This is a genomic window from Ochrobactrum sp. SFR4 (assembly GCF_019730395.1).
GTDB lineage: Bacteria > Pseudomonadota > Alphaproteobacteria > Rhizobiales > Rhizobiaceae > Pseudochrobactrum.
The window spans coordinates 1-248 of record NZ_JAAPBB010001124.1 but is presented as its reverse complement, the minus strand read 5'-3'; the positions used below and the strand labels follow the sequence as shown (position 1 = coordinate 248).

Below are 248 nucleotides of genomic sequence, written 5' to 3'. Positions count from 1 at the left end.
GCGCTCATAAAGCAGGTCAAAGATTTCCGCGATGGTGGAAATGCTGATGCCTTTATAAAGCAGCCCCTGTTTTCTGGTAATGTCGCGGCGCTTTTCACGCGGCACTGTATGGAAATATTGCATATAATCCGGGGAGAAATATTCCAGCCCGAGCTTGGAATATTCCATCGGGAAAAAACCGGCAGAGCGCGATATCCACTGAACAGAAGCACCATTGCTGACCATGTCCGGTGTCAAAGCGATATAGA

1 protein-coding gene is annotated in these 248 nt (G+C 48.4%); it reads right to left on the bottom strand.

Annotated elements, in window-relative coordinates:
* Nucleotides 1-248, bottom strand: a 248-nt coding sequence (locus HBA93_RS22535; RefSeq protein WP_221724721.1) for a SidA/IucD/PvdA family monooxygenase, incomplete at both ends; no start/stop codon positions are given.